The organism is Pseudomonas putida, assembly GCF_002025705.1.
GTDB lineage: Bacteria > Pseudomonadota > Gammaproteobacteria > Pseudomonadales > Pseudomonadaceae > Aquipseudomonas > Aquipseudomonas putida_J.
This window is the reverse complement of the sequence record NZ_CP018846.1, coordinates 3,070,443-3,088,236: the sequence shown is the minus strand read 5'-3', so window position 1 is coordinate 3,088,236 and position 17,794 is coordinate 3,070,443. Positions and strand designations below refer to the sequence as shown.

The window sequence follows — 17,794 nt, the reverse complement described above, 5'->3', positions numbered from 1 at the left end:
ATCCGCGGCCGTGATTGGAGCCCGCCATGGCCAAAGACATCGAAAACCCCTGCGTCTCGCTTTGCCAGCTCAACAGCGAGCTGTGCACCAGCTGCGGCCGCACCCGTGAAGAAATCCGCAAATGGCGCGGCATGAAGCGCCCGGAGAAGATGGCCACCGTGCAACGCGCAGCCACACGGATGAAGGCAATCACCAAGAAGAACGCCAAGCGCCAGGGCAGCGACTGAAGCTGCTGCGCTTGTGTAAGATGCAGGCTCCGCACCGTGCCTGAGCCTGCCCCATGGAAACCCACTCGCTACTCGCCTTTACCCTGGTCGCTGCCATCGCTATCGCAAGCCCCGGGCCTGCCACCTTGATGGCCATCAACAACAGCCTCAACCATGGCCAGCGCAGCACCGTATGGTCGTCGCTGGGCAATGGCACGGGGCTGTTTTGCCTGTCGGCGGCAGCCATGCTCGGGCTCGGGGCCTTGCTGGCCAGTTCCGAGATGCTGTTCAACGCGGTCAAGCTGATCGGTGCCGGTTACCTGTTCTACCTCGGTGCCCGTCAATTGCTCAAGAAAGGCCCGATGCTGGTGGATCAGACGGCGGCGAAGGTCAGCAGGCCGACCCCGTTGAAGTTGTACAAGTCGGCGTTCCTGACCGCTGTCACCAACCCCAAGGCGACGATGTTTTTCACTGCACTGTTCCCGCAGTTCATCGACCAGGGGGCGGCGCTGCTGCCGCAGTTCCTGACCCTGACCGGGATCTTCGTGGCATTGTCGCTGACATCGCTGAGCTTGTATGCCGCGCTGGCCGCACGGGCCAAAGGTGTGTTGGCCCGGCCGGCACTGTCGCGCTGGGTGAGCCGGGTCGTCGGGACTACCTTCATCGGCTTTGGTGCGGCGATTCTCACCATGCGCCGGCAGTAACCCGTTAACCCACGTTGTTTCGACACTGACTCAAGGACTGAGCCATGAAGATTGCCGCTGAAAAACTCCTGTTCCTGCCTGGCGCCTCCGGCAAACGTGCATGATCTGGGTAACAGTCATGCCAGCGAAGTTGCTCGGTTGATTGACGAGCATCTGTTTTTGTATGCCTGATCGAAGGCTTCTGTTGTGGCCGCCGGCCCCCAACAGGAATATCACCGGCCTTCAGATCTGCGCTATCCCTGTGGGAGCCGCGCTTGCCGGCGATGGGCAGCAAAGCGGCCCCGGCTTTGAGCAGTAGCAATCCTGATTCCGAACCAGCAGGCTGTGTAAATGAACGTGCTAATTTCGCCGGCAACCGCAGAAGACATGGCAAGCATCGCGACCGTGACGGTCAAGGCCTGGCAGGCAACGTTCCAGGGCATCCTGCCTCAAGCCTTTCTGGCCGGGTTGACCATCGAGGCTCAGCAACAACGGCACGAGTCTCTGTTCGGCAGCAGCGGCGTGGTGTATCACGTGGCCAAAGCCGCGGGAGAGATTGTCGGCTTCTCGTCGGGCGGCCCGAATCGAGACCCGGCGTCCGATGAGGCCAACGAACTCTATGGCTTGTATTTGCTGCCGCACTGGCAAGGGCAGGGCATCGGGCGGCAACTGTTGCTGGCCGTAGCGATGCAGTTGCAAACGCCAGGCCGGCAAGGTTTGTTCGCCCGGGTGCTGACGCATAACCCGCATCGGCATTTCTATCAGCGCTGCGGTGGCCAGGCAGTATCTGCGCAGTCCATCGACCTGGCTGGGCAGTCATGGCCGCTGACAGGTTATCGTTGGTCTTCGTCCCCAGCAGCCGATACGCGCGTGTTCAATCCCGACGATTACCTTGAAACGCTCGGTGGGCGTGTATTCAGTCAGCCACGTAACGCCGAGGCCTGGCGGCTCGCGCTGCAGGCGCTGGAGACTGCACTGTCGCGCGCAGGGTCGAAAGTAACGTTGCATCTGGTGGTGGGCTTGCAGGCAGCGGGGAAAAGCTACTGGATCAAGCAGCATCTCGCCGCTACAAGCGACAGCAGCTGCCTGTATTTCGATGCAGCGCTGCCGCGACAGGTGCACCGCGCGCCAATTCTGGCGTTGGCCGCGCGCCATGGTGTGCCGGTCACGGCGGTCTGGGTGCGGGCTTCGGTGGAGCAGGCGTTGGCGCGCAATGCCTTGCGCCGGTTGGATCATCAAGTGCCACGGGCGAGTATCGAAGCGGTGGCGGCTGCGTTCGAACCACCGAGCAGCCACGAGGGGTTTGTCGAAGTCATCGAAGTGGAAGCTGGCCAGAGTGGGCAGGCGCAAGTGTGATGCGACTAGCCCAGGTGCAACCTTCAATCACTTCCTGACCTGCACGCTGTTCAAGTACCCCGACCAGCAGGGGACAACAGTGTTTTTGCTTGCGAAGCAGCCATCGCCCTGGGCGGAAACACTTCAAAAGCTGCGCTGTACCTGTGGCAGCCGCGCATGGCAAATGCCATGGCGGGATTGAGCGGTGCATACCTGACTGATAGCATATAGCTATCAATTAAGTGCTCATTCAGGAAGGGAATCCATGTCAAAGAAAGTTTTAGCAGCAACGCTGGCCGCCATGGGGATGTTGACCGGCATGCAGCATGCGGCGGGTGAAGACAACCTGTTCAAAAAATATGCTTATGACACGCCGATTTCCAAATACACCGAGGCAGCAGGCTACTACGACTGTTCAACTGACATAGGGGCCACCGCACGATGCCTGGACGATGTGGACTTTCTGGATCAGAAGTTCACAGCGGCCCTGGTTTTCAGTGGTGACAAACTGATGTTGGTTTCGCTGTTTGCACCCTATGACCGTGACCTTTATGGTCGCGCCATTGGCGCCCTTGCAAAAACATTTACTCTGGTGTCGCTCGCTGACGGGAAATCCGTGCTGGATCTCGTTGAGCTCGCGGGTAAAGCAAAAAACAAGGATGAATACACAGCCAAACTCACCAACTACGAAAATGTTGCGTTGACCGCCAACGATTTGACCTACTCCTTTGTTGAAGGGCTCACCCCGGCCAAGGCCAAGGGGGCCACCAACGTCCTTGGTTTGATGAATTCAGCGCCTGCCAACATCAGGGGCGCTGATTTGATCATCTCTGGCGAGGGAGACGAGTCCAGCATCATCATCAAGTTTTCTTTCCCGAAACTGGATGAAAACAAGCTTGTTCAGCAAGTCAACAAGCCAGTCGAGTCGTTCTGACATCGTGCTTGCATTTGTGTTGAGCCCCGCGCTAGTGGGGCTTCTGGAGTTCGGAGAGCTGCATCCTTACACCAGCATTTCGAGTGGCCTGGGCAGCTGAATCGCTTCGGGTTTGATAACGGCGAATGACCACTATTGGTCGATAGGTGTCCTTCAACGAAGGGTAGCAATGGGTCGCAAGCAGACCGTCGCGACTGACCGCAATCGACCCATAGCGGCCATTTGCGGAGGAAGGCTTTCGGTCGGAAGGAGACTGCCAAGCCCAGCCTTAGTCGAGTAAGACAGGATCTGGCCCCAAGCGGAGGTCTTTGTCGAGGGCAGCAATGGCCAGAATCTCATCGGCAGACAATTCGGATTGATCATGGGATTACTTTGGCTGCGATGTGGTTCTTGTCGCTCTCCACCATCACGGAAATGGCCATCGCAACGATGCCCAGGAGCGCAAGCAGGGCACCTACCCACCCTGTTGATGACCAGCTTAGCCCCATAGCGATAGAGATCCCTCCGAGGCTCGCCCCCACCGCGTTCGAGATATTGAAGGCGCTGTGATTGAGGGCGGCAGCAAGTGTCTGTGCGTCTCCGGCAACATTCATCAAACGCACCTGTAGAGCGGGTACCAGAGCGAAGCCGCAGCCGACCAGGAACAGGATCGCGAGCGTCCCGACTTTCGACGGAGCGAACAAAGAGAACAAAGCTAGGAAAACCACGTTCCAGAGCATGATGGCGAAGATGGCTCGGATCAGCCCACGGTCCGCTAACCAGCCGCCGATCAGGTTGCCGGCGATCATGCCAACACCCCAGAAGGCCAACACCATTGGTACTTGGCTGATCGAGAAGCCTGTCACCTCTGTGAGCGTTGGAGTGATGTAGCTATACACCGCGAACATGCCGCCGAAGCCGATCGAGGCGGTTGCTAGCGTCAGCCATATCAATGGCCGCTTGAGTCCGCTCAGCTCGGCCTTAGGGCTGGCGTTTGGATCACGAGGTACCGACGGAACGTACAGCCAGAACAAGAACACTGTGGCGATACCGGCTACAGCGAGAGATCCAAACGCTGCTCTCCAGCCGAAGGTCTGGCCTATCCAGGTCGCCGCGGGCACACCGATCACGTTGGCAGCCGCCAGACCGGCCATTACATATCCCGCCGCTTGTGCCTTTCGCCCGTCGCCCACCATGGCAGCGGCCACCAGGCAGGCAACCCCGTAGTAAGCACCATGAGGTAAGCCAGCCAGAAACCGGGCACCCAGCAGACTGAAGTGATCCCATGCCACGGCACTGGCGGCGTAGCCAATGGCAAACAATGCGATGAGGGCAATCAGAAGCGCTTTCCGAGACGAGCGTGCGGCCAGGATCGCGATCAGCGGAGCGCCGACCACCACACCCAGCGCATACGCGCTGATGTAGCTGCCTGCCGTTGGTATAGACACTCCGGTGCTTTCGGCGAGATCAGGCAAGAGACTCATCGAAGCGAACTCACCGGTACCGATGAAAAGGCCTCCAAGCCCGAGGGCAACGATTGCGGTTGCTACGCCATGCGGAGCGTGAATTTCTGAGCTGCCAGAGGGGCTCGGTGAAGCGCTGGATATTGTATTCATCGAAAGTTCTCGGAAAAAAGATGCCCACACCTGCAAAGGGTGGGCAGTGGAAAGGAGCAATAAAAAGGTGTTGCGCTTCAGTTCACTACGCTTGGACTTGGCGCGGTGGGGCTACATCAGAGATGTACGCGTTGAACTGATCGCGATATTCGGGATGCCATCGAGATAAAGCGGGGCGGTTGTGGATAAGGTCGTCTGCGTTCCACTGCATGCGTCGCTGATCCAACTCGTGACTGACTTCGTTGTCCTCGCAGAAGATGTAGAAATCGCTACGAATCAATCCCTCCAGCAGGCGAGCGACAACCTCATCGGCCGACCATGGAGCGCTGGGCTTTGCGGAGTCGGCAGCCATGCCTGGAAAGTTCATCGGTGTGAACGTGTAGCCGGGAATCAGTAGATGGGCAGATACACGGCCATGGGTACGCTCGCGGAGCTCGTGCTCAAGGTGCTCGGTCAGCACTTTCACGGCGATCTTCGAGACGGAGTAGGCGGTATTTCCTGGAGGAGTAGTTATTCCCTCCTTTGAGCCAACATTCACTATTGCAGCTGGATAGTCTTGAGCGAGCAGATGGTCGACGAACAACTGCTGAACTGCCAATACGGCCCAGAAGTTGATCTCCATCGTCTTGCGCCACTGATCTTGGTCGTTCCACGGGCCTGCCCCTTTCGAGATGGCAGCGTTGTTGACCACTAAAGACACCTCGCCGAGCTCATGGGCTACGGTAAGCAGCTCCTGCAATGCACTGGGAGAGGTCACATCTCCGGTCACAGTAGCTATCTGAGCACTATGGTCTTTGTTGTAGAGCGACCGTACTGCAACATCGAGCGCGGCTTCGTCCTTGTCGAACAAAACGACCTTCATCCCCAGTTGGGATAGGCGACTAGCGATTGCATAGCCGATCCCGACTGCAGCGCCGGTGATGACCGCAACTCTGTTTTGGCGAATAGCTGGATGATCCATGGGTAATCTCCTGAATTGGGATTAGGTGGACGAGTCCACGCGAAGAACGATTTCGGTGATCTCTGCTGGCACGCCAAGACGAATGGGGAATCCATTCCAGAGGCCAGCTCCATTGCTCGTGTAGAGCGTCATCGCCCCGACCTGGTATGCACCGGAGACGAAACCTTCGTTGGCGTAGCGGCCTATCTGATCCAGTCCCTTGATCATTCCGCCGTGGGTGTGACCGGAGAGCTGCAGTGCTATACCCGCTTGGGCGGAGCGATCTGCACCGGCTGGTCGATGTTTGAGGAGGATGACAGGGGCTGTTGCTGGCCCCCCCTTGAGAGCGGCATTCAGGTTCGGCCCAGCCATTCCGAATTGAGCGGCGGCTTCGTCGGTGACACCGGCTATGACCAGCAACTCGCTGCCTGCCCCAATCACTACGTGCTCGTTCAGCAGCATTTGTATGCCGAGGCGCTCGAACTTGGCGTGCCACTGGAGCTCGTTGAAGTAGTACTCGTGATTGCCTGGAATGCCGATGATGCCGAGGCGGGCATTCAGCCCTGCCAGGGGAGCTACATCGAGCTTGCGATCAGTGGTTGTCCCGTCAATCAGATCGCCTGTGATAAGAATCAGGTCGGGATTGAGTGCATTGGTACGACTGACAACTGCATCTACCCAGGGCGCCTGGAAAAGTTTGCTGATGTGCAGATCTGTCAGATGCACCACGCGTAGGCCATCCATCGCTTGTGGCAGATTCTTGATCCTGACTTCCACTGTGCGAACACCTGGCACCTGCGCCGCTTGGTACACGCCAAATGCCGACAGAAGAAGGGCGACAGATGCGGCCAGGTACCGACTGCTGTGTCTTACCAGCTTTTTGGCGGCACGTATCCGCAGGACTGACAGAACGCCGTTGGCCAAATCTGCCAGCACCACAAAGACGAACAACAGAACGAACGAGCAGAAAGCCCAACCGGCGACCAACACTGCCCACTGCGGCATCTCGGGCGAGAACATGGTTCCGAACACCCAGATCTGAATCAGGTGGTACTTCGATACCAGTAGCAGGACGACAGCCAGGGAAGCACGTCCGCCCTTCGAGATCGGTAACGGGATAATGAAACGCCACAGGACGTATAGGTAAGCAAGGACAAGATAGACGTGAAACACGGGAGCAGCTCTTCTAGGGATGGGGGCTCAGATCAACTATCGTTGAATTTGTTTAATGGTACTCTGTAGAGGGAGCAGCTTTGTTTAAGCTTTCTCCATAAATCATTGAGAATGGCTCAACATAGAGACCGTCCAGATGCCGCTACTTCCAACCACAAAGCTTTCACGAGCCGACCTAGCCGATCTGAACTCCTTTCTTGCGGTGGAGAGCCATCGCAGCTTCTCCAAGGCAGCCGTTGAACTGGGTATCACCACGTCCGCGCTCAGCCACTCGATTCGAAATCTGGAGTCCCGCCTGGGAGTTAGGCTGCTCAACCGAACCAGCCGAACTGTCTCTCCGACAGACGCCGGTGCGACCTTGGCGAAGCGCCTGGCTGTTGGCTTTCAGGAGATTGGAGGGGCGCTAGCGGAAGTAGATCGGCATCGCGACCGTCCGGCAGGTCGCCTGCGTATCAACGTCCTCAGTGACGGCGCACGACTGCTCTTCAATCGGTGGCTGCCGAAGTACCTGGAGGCCTATCCGGATGTGTCAGTCGAGGTCGCAGTAGATGATCGGATGGTGGACATCCTGGCTGCCGGGTTTGATGCGGGTATCAGGTATGGCGGGACGATCGCTGAAGACTTTATTGCTGTGCCTATCAGCGATCAGTTGCGCTGGGTTGCAGTGGCATCGCCTCGCTACCTCAACCGGACATCGCGGATCCTGGTGCCGGAGGATCTGAAGAACCATAACTGCATACAGATTCGTACCGGCCAAGGAGTCATCTATCGCTGGGACTTCGAGAAGGAAGGCGATCACCGAGTGATTGAGGTACCCGGACAGCTTTGTGTGAACGAAACCGAGCTTGGTATTCAGATGGCGCTATTGGACAGAGGAGTTACGTACTGCCCGGAGGAGCGCATTGCAGATTACATATCGCGAGGAGAGCTTCAGGTCGTATTACCTGACTGGGCGCCCATTGAGCCAGCATTCCACATCTACTACCCAGGCCGCCGGCAAATGCCTCCAGGTCTGCGTGAGTTAATAGACTTGTTACGCACGAACTCAGCCACTTGGTAGCTAGTCGTAGAGCTGTTGCTCACCAGCAGCAAGGGAACATTCAATACTTGAGGCCCCAAAGGCCTTGCCAGCATCTACTTATGGCCGATTGCTGGCCTGCTATGGGTGGATGCAGCTATTAACGACTGGCAGCTTACGACCCAAAGCTGCCCTTCGCGGAGAGCAGCAAACGGTCAAAAGCTGCTTCTCATCAAACATGCGTTCATGCCGGTCGAGTATGATGCTGATCACGGGGTGCCTAGGAGCACTCAATGGTGCGAACAGTTGAAATTTGTACGGTGGAAAAATGCTTTCAAGTCGAACGGTCGCTTTCCTAAAGGAGTTGGCGGACTCATCCCACCTCGCTTATCCAGAAGGCGGTTTGTTGTTCCGTTACCAATATGACTACAAGCAGGCGCATAGATTTCTGAAGGCATCAATGCAGGATACATTGTATGTCGATGAGCTCAACAATCTGGCTCGATTTTTTCAGGGTGCCCTTGGAGACCCTACGGAAGATTCAGCGAAGGATCACGCAGTCCTATCTGCAGGTTGCCTGATTGAACATTTGAGAGAGGACTTACAATACGACTTAGTTGAGCTTGTTGTGGAGGAAGGTAACTACGATATGACTGCAACCTTCGAAATGGCAAGCAGTTCACGGAATGACTACTCAAGGCTGGAGTTGTTCTGGTCTGTCGATTGACTGCCTATGAAGCTAATTTTTCGAAGCCCTGACACCATGGCCAGCAACGAGGAGTGGTAGCGGAAGCTGCGCAGGCCGCGACGCAATTCCAGCCGCTACGCATCGACTAGGGGCGGACAAGGCTAGGCACTGGCTACATAGAGTATGCCTTTCAGCCCCTCTTCCAACCTCTGGCGGGTAGCAGAGCAGAGTCGTCATTCAGATTAGGCATTCGCTCTGGACGATGAAGGTCTGCTTTGGGTCGATAGGGGGCAGTCGCGGCTGGCCGCTCTCGGCCCATTGCGCACAGCCACCTGCTACATTTCATCCAGCTACCGCCACCCTCGGACCTATCAATTAATAGTCAGTTTTGCTGCTTTCAGGATGAACCCTAATTGCCTGCTTTTGAAATTCTGCCATTGCAAGCCATAGGTCCAGTGCGCCTTGGCGCTACGCGCATGGAAACAAGGGAGGTAATGGCCGCGATTGAACTCCCGCTGGAAGCTGCTTGTGGTCATCTCGATTATTTCTCCAGTAGTGCTATACAAGTTTCTTACGACATCGACGAGAAGGTGATGTTCATTGGCGTATCGGGAAGTGCAACTTTCAGGGTGATATTCAAAGGCGTCGATATTTTTAATCTGGCTGCTGCCGACCTGTTCTTGCTGGTGGCTGAGGCTGATCGTTCTGGCCCGCACGCGTTCAACAGCTATGAATATTGTTTCCCGAACCAGATCCTTACGCTTTGGGATGCGGATGAACAGTATGACCGAGCCGGCGGGGGGAAGCGCCAGATATTGAGCCAAGTGGGCATTGGAAATGATGCTTACCTGGACGCCGCCGCAGCCATATAGGCCAAGGCATGAAATGCCGAGGGGCCGCTGCACGCCCTGAGGCGGTCAGTCGCTAATGCAACATACACTCGCGCAATTCCAGCGTTCATCAAAACCTGGGCACATGACGGCGTTCGGCCTGCGAATGAACAAGGTTCGAGGGTCACATAAGCCGTCAGCTCATCAGTAACGTTAACGTTTTCCACCCCTTTTGACCGAAAGCTGTGGGTGAGCCTTCTATTTGACTGCCTGTATCGTTACAATTCGCGGGTTCCACCTGAACACCTCCCACTGCGTCGTCCGGCAATAGCGACGGCGCCAACCCTGGCGATGCTCCCTGCCCAGGGTTTTCACCCTCAATTGAGCCAAGGCTCAGTTGAAACGCTTGATTGACACTGCGGGCTTGAACTGCGGTGTATCTAGCCGACACGCGTAGTACTTCTGCGCTGTCTGCCTTCCGCCTGGCCAATGGAGCCTGGTCCACAACCGGCAATCCCGCGCGCACGATCAGTGTAATCGCCGTCATCAGGCCCTTTCGTGGCTGGGCGTTTCATCAGCTGGACTGAGCCACCCCAAGGTGGTCGAGCCACGCATTTCAAATGCGCTTTCCATGGCGTCAGCACGCTTGGCCACCACAACCCACGCACTTGCGCTGGCGCCGGGCGAGCCTGCCTTGGGAACAGCTGCCCAAACGCGCACATGCGCGCGTGCAATCGCATGAATCAACCGAATGGATGGAATTCGCTCCTACTGTGAGGCAGGCCTGATCAGGCGGAGTTGAATGAAGTACGCAACAGGAGAAAGCTCATGCCCTTCGTACCTCCCAAGGATCAACACTGCAACGGTGATGATCCGACCACTTCAACGACTGCTGGCCCATGTGTGAAGTCGATGCCAGCACCCGTGCGCAGCAAAGTCGGCGGCACGGCTCGCCGCCCTGGGCGGCCAGGCGACGCTGACGATCCTCCCGTATCCCGCAGTGATCTCAGCAAAGGTCACGACCAATTGGTCGTACATCGCGAGGCGTGCATCAACTGGCGCGTCCTGCTGGTTTCGTCGATGGTGATCCTGGTGTTTTCCATTGCCACGATCCTCATGCCCGATGCAGCACGCTCGGCGATGAAGCGGACCACCGACTGGATTGCGACGAACCTGGGTTGGTACTACGTGCTGACGATGACCTTGGTCATCGGCTTCGTGCTGTGGGTCGCGTTTTCCAAGGAAGGGGACGTGCGCATCGGCCCTGACCACTCGCGGCCGCAGTACAAGCTGGTGACCTGGGTTGCCATGCTGTTCGCCGCAGGGGTCGGCATAGACATGCTGTTCTATTCGGTCACCGGCCCGGTCGTACAGTACATGCACCCGCCCAGCGGCGAAGGTGGTACAGCCCAGGCCATGCAGGACGCGGTCATCTGGACCATGTTTCACTATGGCATCGCAGGGTGGGCGATGTATGCCCTGCTGGGCATGGCAATGGGTTACTTCGCCTATCGGTGGGACATGCCGCTGTCGATTCGCGCCGCGCTCTACCCACTGTTTGGCAAACGCGTGCGCGGCCCCTTGGGCGATGGCATCAGCATCATTGCGCTGGTTGGCACCGTGTTTGGAGTCGCCACGTCGATGGGTATTGGTGTGGTACTGCTGAGTGTTGGTTTTTCGCTGATATTCGGATTGGAACAGGGCCTCTCATTACAGATCGCACTGGTGATGGGTGCTGTAGCACTGACCATTGCGGCCACCACCTCCGGGGTTGACCGAGGCATCCGCTGGATCGCCGAGTTGAACCTTTGGAGCGCCGTGGCGATGATGCTGTACATCCTGATAACTGGGCAGACGGCGTTCTTGTTGAATGCACTGGTGTCCAACATCGGTCAGTTTCTCGTCACCTTTCCCGCGCGTACATTCCAGACGTTTGCCTACGAGCCCGACGGGGCCGGCTGGATGGCGGGGTGGACTTTGTTTTTCTGGGCCTTCTGGTTGGCCTGGGGGCCATTCGTTGGTGTGTTCCTGGCGCGAATCTCGCGAGGTCGCACCTTGCGTGAATTCGTCCTGGCGGCCGTCACTGCGCCCGTGCTGTGCGATTTCATCATTGTCTCGCTGTTCGGCAACAGCGCACTTTTCCAGGTGCTTCAGGGCAACACCGAGTTTGCCACGCTGGCGATGGGCAGCCCCGAGCGGGGTTGGTATGCACTGCTTCAGATGTTCCCGGGCTCGATGTTTCTGATTGGTCTGGCAACGCTGTCAGGCTTGCTGTTCTACCTCACCAGCGCCAATTCCGGGGCGATGGTGATGTCGAACTTTTCTGCAACGATTCCCGACCCTTCCCATGACGGCCCGAGCTGGCTGCGGATCTTCTGGGCCTTGCTCACGGCCATGCTCACTGTGGCGATGCTGGTCGCAGGCGGGGTCAAGACCATGGAGTATGCAACGCTGATCTTCGCGCTACCGGTGACGGTCATCGCTTATCTGGTGATGGCGTCCTTCTACAAGGTATTGCGCATGGAACGTGCCGAACGTGAAGGGCGTGTGCTGCACCGGCCCCTGATGGCGGCTAGCGGGGGGCATGTTCCGGAGCGCTCCTGGAAGCAACGGCTCGAGCACCTGCGGGCGTATCCATCGCTGCACCAGGTCACCCAGTACCTCAACCGAACAGTCGGGCCAGCGTTGGGCGAGGCCGTTGCTGAATTTCGCCATCAGGGCTATCACGTCACCCGGGAAAGCCTGGTCAATACACGCGGTATCGAGGAACCGTTGCTGCGGGTATCGATGGACAGATTCCGTGACTTCCATTACCACGTCGCCATTGTCGAGGCGCCTGTACCCCTGTTCACTGGCCGCATGCCGCGCGAGATCGATGTCTATTACCGTCTGGAGGTGTTCACCCAGACGGGGTCTGGTGGTTATGACTTGATGGGCCTGACCAAACAGCAGGTCATGGATGATGTGCTCAATCGCTATGAGGCCCACTTGGCGTTCCTTGTCTTCTCCAGCGAGAACGCCACCGCCTCTGTGTTGACACCCAGGCAGTCGTAATGCTGTCCGTGGCATTTTGGCCGTGCGCAGCGACGAAGACATAGCCCCAGAACAATGCTGGAAGGAATGGCAGCGAGTACGCTCACTCATCTGAGGCAACCATGTCTGGGTGTTGAGCTGATCGAGGCGAGTTCGCAGTGCCCATGCCCCGATTGCCGCAAAGAGGCCACTGAGATAGTGCTCATAGCCGGCCAGGTAAAGGGCAGGCCGCCAGTGAACTCTGTAGGCGCGTAAGATTCACTGGCAGCACTGGGTCGACTGCAGACGTCGCTTCTGGCCGTCATGACCCACTGCGGATACGATCCATCTCAGGCACATGAAAAGGAATTCAAGAAAATGGATGTACCTTGCACTTCTCTGGACGAAGTCCGGCAGCGCATCGATGCCATCGACCAGAGCCTGGTTTCACTGCTCGCCCAGCGTGGCAAGCTGGTGACGCAGGCTGCGAACTTCAAGAAAACCACTGATGACGTGCGTGCACCTGCGCGGGTCGAGCAGGTTATCGACAAGGTGCGTGGATTGGCCGAAGAGGCAGGAGCATCGGCAGCGGTTGTGGAACAGGTCTACCGGGCCATGATCTCGGCGTTCATCGCCGAAGAGCTGAATGCTCACGCCAAGCTGACCCAAGAGGCCTCAGGTGCTTGAAGGGTGTCGAGAAATGCGCCATGCGGGTTAGCGCCTCAACCCGATAGCGGGTCGGGGCGCCTTTGCTTTTTGATCAGTCGACTCGCACAAACTCATTCTTGGCGAAGTCACTGCCGCCAACGCTTTCCAGGCGCTTGCCGCCGTCCAGCACACGCACGTTGATCAGTGCCTGGCCATCCTTGTTGCGGGCGACGACCACATCATCCTTGCGCTCCCACTCATCGACCTTGATCTTGCTGCCGTTGGCGATGATGTAGTCGCTGGAGAACTCGATTTTCTGTTTAGGGCCCTGGATGCCCATCACCGTGGTGGTTTGTTCATAGGTGCCTTCCAGGGCATCGTTGCCGCAGCCGGCCAGTACACAGAATGGCAACGCAGCGAGCACGAGTTTGAAATGACGCATGGGATGTCCTTATCGGTTGGTTTTAACAAGCGCGGGTCATGGCGCCGGTCCTTGGGTGTTCGCACGGGGTGCAAATGGCGCCGCGGGATTATACATATTGTTTGAAAAAAATCAGATTTTGCCCCTTTCTTGTAGTCCATTTTCCAAAGTCTTCGCGGGCAAGCCCGCTCCCACAGGTACTGTGCAAGCCTTCAGGCCTGTGGTGATCTCTGTGGGAGCGGGCAAGCCCGCGAAGAGGCCGGACCGGGCACTGGAGTTTTCAGGGAGATTGAACAATGACCCCAGACAACACCCCATGCACCGTTGGCAAGACCACCTTCTGCCAAGGTGAAAACCAGCCCCACCCGTTGTTCCGCATCGAACCCGGCATCCCGTGCCGCGACGCCCGTGAGCCAGCCTCGGAGCTGATGGGCTATGTACGGGAACTGACCGTCCTCGGTCTGATGGACGAGAAGCCTATGATGATCTGGGCTTCGCACTACCTGAGTGCAATGGCCAAGGCCTTGATGGACGATGCCGAGCTGGGCATGACGCAATGAGCCGCTAAGGCTTCAGGTCTGGGCTATCGGTGCCGGCAGCGGCATTCGCCTCTGCCTCAAGCTTCAGCCGGTCGGCCTTGCTGATGTACTTGGGCTTGTTGCTCTTGGGCGCCAGCTTGGCATTGGCCTTCTTCTGGTGGGCCTTGAGCAGCTGTTTGAGTTTTTTCTGGCGGTTCATTGTCCATCTCTGATGTGCAGCATAGGTCGCGCATTGTACCTCGGGAACTTCATGCAGCGGGCCCGGTCTGTAGCCTCTCGCCGAATTCACCTGAAGCTTCCCGGACCTGTTGAGTGCCCACCTTCATGCCAAGCCAGCGCCTGCTGTCAGCACTGTTCCTGTTGTTCAGCACCGTCGCCTGCCAAGGCGTGCTGGCGGGCTCTTACTCGGCGCCAGCGCGCAGCAACAAAGCCTCGACCCAGCTGATCGAGACCGCCTCGCGCCAGTATGAAGCAGGCAACCTGGACCAGGCCGCCGCCACGCTGGAGCGTGCCCTGCAGATCCAGCCGAACAACCCCGCCACGCTGCACTACCTGGGCGTACTGCGCCTGGAGCAGGGGCAGTATGACCAGGCGCAAGTGCTGGCGGTGCGTTCCAACCAGCGGGTTGGCAGCAATACAGCACTGCGCAATCGCAACCTCCAACTGATCCAGGCCGCGCAGAAGGCCCGGGGTTCTGGCACGGTATCCGTAGCTGATCAGGCCCGGTAACGCCGGCGAATCAATGTTGCACAGCGCATTGGAACAGGAATTGCTCGCAACACAGAAAACCTGACCTGGTTGGGGATAGGCCGATGCTCATGCACGACCACTACTTCATGTACTTTGTCGTCGCGACTGTGCTGGCCGTGGATGTGGTGGCAATCACCCTGTATTGGCGCAGCAAACCCTGAAACCCATCCTCGGGGGCACAATACCCCTAGTCGGGGCCTGGCAACGCTTCCAAACCCGCGGTGATGGCGGTAGCCTCGGGGGACCTTGGCCGATAGAAAATCCATTCCCATGCCTGCAGGTTTCCCCGGGTTGCCGTCACTCAATGCGCTGCGTGTGTTCGAAGTGGTGGCGCGTCAGCTTAATTTCCGCCTCGCCGCCGAGGAGCTGGGCGTGACCCAGGCGGCTGTCGCCCAGCAGGTGCGCGGGCTGGAAGCCAGCCTGCAGGTGCGCCTGTTCGAGCGCCTGCCACGGGGCGTTGGCCTGACCGATGCCGGGCGTGGCTATGCTGCGAGCATCCGCAGTGCCCTGGTGATGATCGACGAAGCCACCCGGCAGCTGCGCCCGGCACCATCCCAGCTCACGGTCAGCGTGACACCTACCTTTGCCTCGAAGTGGCTGATTCCAAGGCTCGGCCACTTCGCCGAGGCGCACCCCGACATCGATCTGCGCCTGCTGGCCACCGACCGTCTTTCCCATTTCCAGACCGATGGCGTCGACATCGCGGTGCGCTACGGTCAGCCGCCGTTCGGTGGCGGGCTGAACGTCGAGCTGCTGATGGAGCAACGCATTGTCGCGGTGGCGAGCCCGGCATTGCTGGCTGAAATGGGCACGCCAGAGAGCTTTGCCGCCTTGCAGGGCTATGTCGCCTTGCACGATGGCCACAACTTCTGGCCGCAATTCACGGCCGCGTTATTCCCCGATCATCCGAAACCGACGTCGAAAAATGTCCGTTTCAACCAGACATCGCTGGCCATCGACGCCGCCATCGGCGGGCAGGGCATCACCCTTGCCAGCTACGCCTTCGTCAAGGACGACATCGCGGCCGGCAGGCTGCAGCAGGTGTTCCCCCAGCAGCTGAGGCTGGACAAGGCGTTCTACCTGGTATGGCCTCGCAAGGAGGCGCCAGCGCTTGGCCTTGTCAGAGGGTGGCTGAAAGCCCAGGTAGGCGAAAGATAAACTACTGGCTAGGCAAACTTCCCCTGCCTCCCTCGTCCAACGGATGGCTGCTAGTGTGATGAAACTTGCAACACAGCAGTTCCATCATCGAAGGAGGCAACATGTCTGTAGAAAAAGTGGCAATCATCACCGCCGGTGGCAGCGGCATGGGCGCGGCCGCGGCACGTCGGCTGGCGGCTGACGGTTTCAAGGTCGGTATCCTGTCTTCTTCAGGCAAGGGCGAGGCACTGGCCGCCGAGCTCGGTGGCATCGGCGTCACCGGCAGCAACCAGTCGGTTGCAGACCTGCAGCGGCTGGTGGATGCCGTGGTCGAGAAATGGGGGCGCATCGACGTGCTGGTCAACAGCGCCGGCCACGGCCCGCGCGCCGCGATCCTGGAGATCAGCGACGAAGACTGGCACAAGGGCATGGACACCTACCTGCTCAATGTCATCCGCCCGACGCGGCTGGTGACGCCGTACATGCAAAAACAGAAGGGTGGGGTGATCATCAACATCTCCACTGCCTGGGCATTCGAGCCTGTTGACCTGTTCCCCACTTCGGCCGTGTTCCGCTCGGGCCTGGCCGCCTTTACCAAGATCTTCGCCGACAATTTCGCTGGCGATAACGTGCGCATCAACAACGTGCTCCCAGGCTGGATCGACAGCCTGCCGGCCACCGAACAGCGCCGCGACAGCGTACCGCTCAAGCGCTATGGCACCAGCGAGGAAATTGCCGCCACCATCGCCTTCCTCGCCAGCGACGGAGCTGCCTACATCACCGGGCAGAACATCCGGGTCGACGGTGGCGTGACACGCAGCGTCTGACTACCCATGGCCGCAGCCAGCGCTGCTGCGGCCTGCACTTCATGCAACAGGGAGTTCCCCATGCTGGACGATCTGCTCAAGCGCATCTGGGCGCAGTTGGCAATCCCGGTCGGCCCGGTACGCAACCCTTTCAGGCTGATGCAGCTGGCTACGCTTGACCAGCAAGGCTGGCCGGTGTCCCGCACGGTGGTGCTGCGAAGCGTCGATGCCGGTGCGGGTGCGTTGTACTTCTACGTGGACAAGCGCTCGGCCAAGTGCGCTCAGATAACTGCTGAGCCACGCGTGGCGCTGACCGCACTGAGCCCTTGCGGCGTGATGCAGATCCGCCTGCAGGGGCTGGCCAACCTGGTGAAAGATGCCGGGCAGCTTCAACGCTGCTGGGGGGCGGCGCGTGACAAGACTCAGGCGTTGTTCCGCCATGGCGCTGTGCCGGGGCAGGTGATTGAAAGCCCTGAAAGCGCTTGCGCAATCACCGTGGATGGCTTCGAGCACTTTGCAATGATGCAGATCGAGGCGACGGCACTGGAGTGGCTGGACCTTGCACAGCCGGTTCAGCAGCGGGCGCGCTTCGAGCGCCGGCAAGGGGACTGGCACGCTTCCTGGCTGGCGCCCTGAAAACGATAGACCAACAATGGAACAAGGAACGACTGATGAAAGGTTACTGGATCATCCTGGGGGCTGCGGTGACCGACCCCGAGGCTCAGCAGGCCTATGGGCGGTTATGGGGCCCTATCGCCGAAAAGTACGGAGCGAAGCTCAAAAGCCTGGAGCCGGGGGCATTGGTGGAGGCGCACACAAGTACGCGGGTGCTGGCGGTCGAGTTCGAAAGTTACGCCCAGGCCAAAGCGTGCTACGAGGACCCTGCCTACACAGAAGCCAAGGCGTGGGCGCTGCGCGCCTATCGTCGTGAACTGATCATCATCGAGGGCGATTTGAACTGACGCAGCGTTTTTTACGTTTTGCGACAAATTTTTTACATTTGTCGTTATAACGTTACGCCGCTCGTCGCCGGTGGCCGTCAGCCCCCTCGGCTCATGACTTGCGAAGCCTGGTATTTC

The 17,794-nt window shown here is 58.5% G+C and carries 20 protein-coding genes; 15 read left to right on the top strand and 5 right to left on the bottom strand.

All coding sequences use genetic code 11. The features are described 5' to 3' along the window. The first annotated feature begins 26 nt into the window (after positions 1 to 26). The 4 genes from BUQ73_RS13890 to BUQ73_RS13875 all read left to right on the top strand — a co-directional run bounded on the left by BUQ73_RS13890 (position 27) and on the right by BUQ73_RS13875 (position 3,158). The gene (locus tag BUQ73_RS13890; RefSeq protein ID WP_027918854.1) at positions 27 to 227 is read left to right on the top strand and encodes a DUF1289 domain-containing protein; all 201 of its coding nucleotides are present in this window, start codon (positions 27 to 29) and stop codon (positions 225 to 227) included. A 53-nt stretch (positions 228 to 280) separates the two neighbouring features. Next, complete coding sequence (locus BUQ73_RS13885) at positions 281 to 910, top strand: LysE family translocator (RefSeq protein ID WP_079228445.1); 630 nt, start codon at positions 281 to 283, stop codon at positions 908 to 910. Positions 911 to 1,240: 330 nt separating this feature from the next. Next, entirely contained in the window at positions 1,241 to 2,245 is a 1,005-nt protein-coding gene (locus BUQ73_RS13880) for a GNAT family N-acetyltransferase (RefSeq protein ID WP_079228444.1), read from the top strand. A 244-nt stretch (positions 2,246 to 2,489) separates the two neighbouring features. Beyond that, positions 2,490 to 3,158, top strand: coding sequence for a hypothetical protein (locus BUQ73_RS13875; protein WP_079228443.1), 669 nt, complete (start codon positions 2,490 to 2,492; stop codon positions 3,156 to 3,158). A gap of 359 nt (positions 3,159 to 3,517) precedes the next feature. Here BUQ73_RS13875 and BUQ73_RS13870 read toward each other — a convergent pair whose 3' ends face one another. The 3 genes from BUQ73_RS13870 to BUQ73_RS13860 form a co-directional block, all read right to left on the bottom strand. Further along, on the bottom strand, positions 3,518 to 4,621 hold the full coding sequence (locus tag BUQ73_RS13870; RefSeq protein WP_237772700.1) for an MFS transporter: 1,104 nt from the start codon (positions 4,619 to 4,621) through the stop codon (positions 3,518 to 3,520). Positions 4,622 to 4,838: 217 nt separating this feature from the next. Continuing rightward, positions 4,839 to 5,714: an SDR family NAD(P)-dependent oxidoreductase gene (locus BUQ73_RS13865; RefSeq protein WP_079228441.1), complete on the bottom strand. Its 876-nt coding sequence runs from the start codon at positions 5,712 to 5,714 to the stop codon at positions 4,839 to 4,841. 21 nt (positions 5,715 to 5,735) lie between these two features. Next, positions 5,736 to 6,866 carry a metallophosphoesterase gene (locus BUQ73_RS13860; protein WP_079228440.1) on the bottom strand — a complete coding sequence of 377 codons (1,131 nt, stop codon included), beginning with the start codon at positions 6,864 to 6,866 and terminating at the stop codon, positions 5,736 to 5,738. 136 nt (positions 6,867 to 7,002) lie between these two features. Here BUQ73_RS13860 and BUQ73_RS13855 point away from each other — a divergent pair, with 136 nt between their 5' ends. The 5 genes from BUQ73_RS13855 (at position 7,003) to BUQ73_RS13830 (ending at position 13,101) form a co-directional block, all read left to right on the top strand. After that, the gene (locus BUQ73_RS13855; protein ID WP_079228439.1) at positions 7,003 to 7,926 is read left to right on the top strand and encodes a LysR family transcriptional regulator; all 924 of its coding nucleotides are present in this window, start codon (positions 7,003 to 7,005) and stop codon (positions 7,924 to 7,926) included. A gap of 286 nt (positions 7,927 to 8,212) precedes the next feature. Beyond that, positions 8,213 to 8,611: a hypothetical protein gene (locus BUQ73_RS13850; RefSeq protein WP_079228438.1), complete on the top strand. Its 399-nt coding sequence runs from the start codon at positions 8,213 to 8,215 to the stop codon at positions 8,609 to 8,611. Positions 8,612 to 8,985: 374 nt separating this feature from the next. Next, on the top strand, positions 8,986 to 9,444 hold the full coding sequence (locus BUQ73_RS13845; protein ID WP_079228437.1) for a hypothetical protein: 459 nt from the start codon (positions 8,986 to 8,988) through the stop codon (positions 9,442 to 9,444). A 786-nt stretch (positions 9,445 to 10,230) separates the two neighbouring features. Next, positions 10,231 to 12,456 carry a choline BCCT transporter BetT gene (gene betT / locus BUQ73_RS13835; RefSeq protein ID WP_079228435.1) on the top strand — a complete coding sequence of 742 codons (2,226 nt, stop codon included), beginning with the start codon at positions 10,231 to 10,233 and terminating at the stop codon, positions 12,454 to 12,456. A 336-nt stretch (positions 12,457 to 12,792) separates the two neighbouring features. After that, positions 12,793 to 13,101, top strand: coding sequence for a chorismate mutase (locus tag BUQ73_RS13830; protein ID WP_079228434.1), 309 nt, complete (start codon positions 12,793 to 12,795; stop codon positions 13,099 to 13,101). A gap of 73 nt (positions 13,102 to 13,174) precedes the next feature. Here BUQ73_RS13830 and BUQ73_RS13825 read toward each other — a convergent pair whose 3' ends face one another. Then, entirely contained in the window at positions 13,175 to 13,504 is a 330-nt protein-coding gene (locus BUQ73_RS13825; protein ID WP_079228433.1) for a hypothetical protein, read from the bottom strand. Positions 13,505 to 13,779: 275 nt separating this feature from the next. Here BUQ73_RS13825 and BUQ73_RS13820 point away from each other — a divergent pair, with 275 nt between their 5' ends. Beyond that, the gene (locus tag BUQ73_RS13820) at positions 13,780 to 14,043 is read left to right on the top strand and encodes a DUF3077 domain-containing protein (RefSeq protein ID WP_079228432.1); all 264 of its coding nucleotides are present in this window, start codon (positions 13,780 to 13,782) and stop codon (positions 14,041 to 14,043) included. Between the two features lie 4 nt (positions 14,044 to 14,047). Here BUQ73_RS13820 and BUQ73_RS13815 read toward each other — a convergent pair whose 3' ends face one another. Beyond that, positions 14,048 to 14,221: a DUF2986 domain-containing protein gene (locus tag BUQ73_RS13815; protein ID WP_079228431.1), complete on the bottom strand. Its 174-nt coding sequence runs from the start codon at positions 14,219 to 14,221 to the stop codon at positions 14,048 to 14,050. A gap of 113 nt (positions 14,222 to 14,334) precedes the next feature. On the opposite strand from BUQ73_RS13815, the gene BUQ73_RS13810 reads away from it, so the two are divergent. The 5 genes from BUQ73_RS13810 (at position 14,335) to BUQ73_RS13790 (ending at position 17,677) form a co-directional block, all read left to right on the top strand. Next, positions 14,335 to 14,751, top strand: coding sequence for a tetratricopeptide repeat protein (locus tag BUQ73_RS13810; protein ID WP_237772699.1), 417 nt, complete (start codon positions 14,335 to 14,337; stop codon positions 14,749 to 14,751). Between the two features lie 291 nt (positions 14,752 to 15,042). Continuing rightward, positions 15,043 to 15,930, top strand: a complete 888-nt coding sequence (locus tag BUQ73_RS13805) for a LysR substrate-binding domain-containing protein (RefSeq protein WP_060484430.1) — start codon at positions 15,043 to 15,045, stop codon at positions 15,928 to 15,930. A 101-nt stretch (positions 15,931 to 16,031) separates the two neighbouring features. Next, positions 16,032 to 16,736, top strand: coding sequence for an SDR family oxidoreductase (locus tag BUQ73_RS13800; RefSeq protein WP_027918865.1), 705 nt, complete (start codon positions 16,032 to 16,034; stop codon positions 16,734 to 16,736). Positions 16,737 to 16,796: 60 nt separating this feature from the next. Then, positions 16,797 to 17,351 carry a pyridoxamine 5'-phosphate oxidase family protein gene (locus tag BUQ73_RS13795; protein ID WP_079228429.1) on the top strand — a complete coding sequence of 185 codons (555 nt, stop codon included), beginning with the start codon at positions 16,797 to 16,799 and terminating at the stop codon, positions 17,349 to 17,351. Positions 17,352 to 17,386: 35 nt separating this feature from the next. After that, positions 17,387 to 17,677 (top strand): DUF1330 domain-containing protein, encoded by a 291-nt coding sequence (locus BUQ73_RS13790; protein WP_079228428.1) that lies wholly within the window; start codon positions 17,387 to 17,389, stop codon positions 17,675 to 17,677. Positions 17,678 to 17,794 lie beyond the last annotated feature (117 nt).